At 60.2% G+C, this 2473-nt stretch carries 4 protein-coding genes; 1 reads left to right on the top strand and 3 read right to left on the bottom strand.

What is annotated here, in order from left to right:
* Positions 1-107: 107 nt before the first annotated feature.
* Positions 108-1121 (bottom strand): restriction endonuclease, encoded by a 1014-nt coding sequence (locus NN5_RS24495; protein WP_084385149.1) that lies wholly within the window; start codon positions 1119-1121, stop codon positions 108-110.
* 613 nt (positions 1122-1734) lie between these two features.
* Here NN5_RS24495 and NN5_RS24490 point away from each other — a divergent pair.
* Positions 1735-1950: a helix-turn-helix transcriptional regulator gene (locus NN5_RS24490; RefSeq protein WP_373280357.1), complete on the top strand. Its 216-nt coding sequence runs from the start codon at positions 1735-1737 to the stop codon at positions 1948-1950.
* A gap of 58 nt (positions 1951-2008) precedes the next feature.
* Here the strand turns inward: NN5_RS24490 and NN5_RS24485 are convergent, their stop codons facing one another.
* Together NN5_RS24485 and NN5_RS26495 are read right to left on the bottom strand one after the other, a co-directional pair.
* The gene (locus tag NN5_RS24485) at positions 2009-2293 is read right to left on the bottom strand and encodes an RNA polymerase sigma factor (protein WP_067739275.1); all 285 of its coding nucleotides are present in this window, start codon (positions 2291-2293) and stop codon (positions 2009-2011) included.
* Positions 2290-2473 (bottom strand): zincin-like metallopeptidase domain-containing protein (locus tag NN5_RS26495; RefSeq protein WP_067739272.1); only part of this gene is annotated, 184 nt, incomplete at its 5' end. The genes NN5_RS24485 and NN5_RS26495, both read right to left, overlap by 4 nt.

Below are 2473 nucleotides of genomic sequence, written 5' to 3'. Positions count from 1 at the left end.
AAGCCGCGCTACACGTCTTCGATATCGTCGAAACCGTCACAGTTGCATCCAGAAAGCTAGGCGACCCGGTCAACACAGCGGGCGGCAGCTCGTCCAAAGCTCTACGATCATGGGCTGAGCGTGCGGAAAAACTCCTCGAGTTGCGCGTCGATCACCTCGAAAGGCTCTTCGCCATTCTCCCGCATCTCGAGCATGCTGATCAGATCGGCCGCAGTCAGGAAAACGATCATCTTTTGCTGTTCGAGCCAGGCCCGGCGTCGTTGAACAAACGCTTGGGGTGCTGGCAGCTCTCGCGACACCAGCATCCCGAATTGTCGCTTAGCCGGGATCCAGAGATACTGCTGGATGGACTCGACTTCCTTGGGGCCGATCGGTTTCGTGTAGTTCTTGTATTCGGCTACAGCAAAGCGCGTTCCGTACTCGGCACGCACCAGCGCCCAAGGGGGGCTTCCTGCGCGGATCGGAAAAATTGCGTCCATGATGTCCAGGCCATCGTCGCTGCGGGTCTGGCGATCCGGAGGCCCAAGGTCGGGCTTGAATATCTCGGTCAAGACCTCGGTTCCCCAATCCTCGAAGCTGCGCCAATCGTCCTTACCGCGCGTGATGGCTTCGAGCCGGTCTTCGAACTGCTCTGAAAGCGGGCGCGGCGGCGGGGTCAAGGCCGCTGCCGTCATCATCTGGAGCGACTGCGATGCCGCCACGCTCGTCGCTGCGGCCTTCGCGACATCGGGAAAGCGCTGAAGGAGTTGCCTAAGGTCGTCTCCTGTCCATACATCCAACCCATCCTGCTCCTCTATGGCCTGCCGCGCCCGTGAGGACAGGTCACTGGAGACGACTAACAAACCCTTGGTCTTAGGCGCTTGAACCCGTGCGCGCGCGACGTCGCCGGCAAACTGGGTCGCGATCGCACTTGGGATCCGTTGACGAAAATGTTTGACTTCGACGATCACGCGTTCGCCGGTGGGCGACACTAATTCAAAGTCTGGGCCATTTTGGCCCGGCCGCGCCTGTGCGGTCACAGACGACCCGGATCGAGCAAGCAATGCGCCGACGAGGAGTTCGAAATCGTGAGGAGCAAGTGTTCTGAAGTCGAAGGGCTCGCTCGATGTTGGATTCGGCAATCACATCACTCCGTTTCAGCATCAGGTGCTTGACTCATCGTCGGGGTTACCATCTGGCTATTTCCACAATCAATTCGAAATGCCGCAGTTCGAATCGCCAGCACCCGGTCTGGCGCGAAAGCACGCTGATGTTGTCGCTGCGGTCGCTGCGGCTGGATAGTCCAATCCGACCACATAGCCGCCTGCCTTAGTCGCGTCCGCGATCGCTGCCTGTTGCCTGAAAGCTGTCAGTCCACGTTCGGCCCCAACACGCCATTAATATGTGGGCTATCGGCCCGAAATCACAATCAGTTTCGCGGTGTGCGAATGCAGCGCTGCCGTCCAACCATCGGTGCGTTACGCTGAGTGATTCGGCCAGATATTCGGTATATCGGGATCGGGTGGCTCCCGATGCCAGTTGAGACGGCTTGCGAGCAGAACGTCAAAATGGAAATTCTGGCGGCAGATTTTTTTGATCGTCCCCAACCGTCCTTAGACGTCCCGGATCGTTCACTTCGCCAGGTTCTGCGTTCTAGCCAGTGCCCGCATACCCTTGATCCTGCCTCGTTTTGGCCCATTCTTGTTCGTGGCCGGCCAGTCCACCTCACCAAATCGGAGGACATGCCACATGAACATGATGACGCCCCCTGATCGCTTTCTTCGCCTCGGCGATGTGCTCGACCGTACGGGCCTTTCCCGCGCGACCCTCTACCGCAAGATTCAGAGCGGGACCTTTCCGAGGCAAGTGCGCCTCGCCGAACGATGCTGCGGCTGGCGCGAAAGCGCCGTCACCGAATGGATGCGCAATCCCATCTTCTATTCGGTCGACGACTTTCCCCCTCAGGCATGAGTATCGTCAAATCCAGCAGGAGCCTGGCGCGCCCGCAGCAGCGGGCGCACCCGTTTGCTCACCAGCCCTTGCGCTTCTGCCGATCCAGCGACAGGCTCAACATGAAGAAGGTACGGCCCATCTCGATCTCCACCCGGCGCACGCTGATATCGAAGCGCGCAGCGATCTCGTCGTAGGACCAGCCATCGTAGCGCACGAGGCAGAACAGCTGACGGTGGAAGCGCGGCAACGAATGGATCGCCCGCGCCATCCGCCGCAACTGCGGGTCCTCGTATTCGGGGAAGGCATTGCGCAGGAACGCTTCGCGGATAGCCTGCTCCAGCTGGTAGAAACGCCGCATCATGCCACGTCCTCCCCGAAAGCCAGGAGGTAGTCAGCGCCCTTGCTGGCCGCGCTCGCCGCCCGGAAGATCGCCTTCTCATCGGCGTGCAGGACTTCAAGCCACGCCCCGATGTAATCGGAATGGCGAACCGTGGGCTCGATGCCCAGCGATGCGCAGGCAAACGCCGAGGTCATTTCGGCG

It is taken from the genome of Novosphingobium naphthalenivorans NBRC 102051, assembly GCF_001590985.1.
Taxonomy (GTDB): Bacteria; Pseudomonadota; Alphaproteobacteria; order Sphingomonadales; family Sphingomonadaceae; genus Novosphingobium; species Novosphingobium naphthalenivorans.
This window is presented reverse-complemented; position numbering and strand designations above follow the sequence as displayed.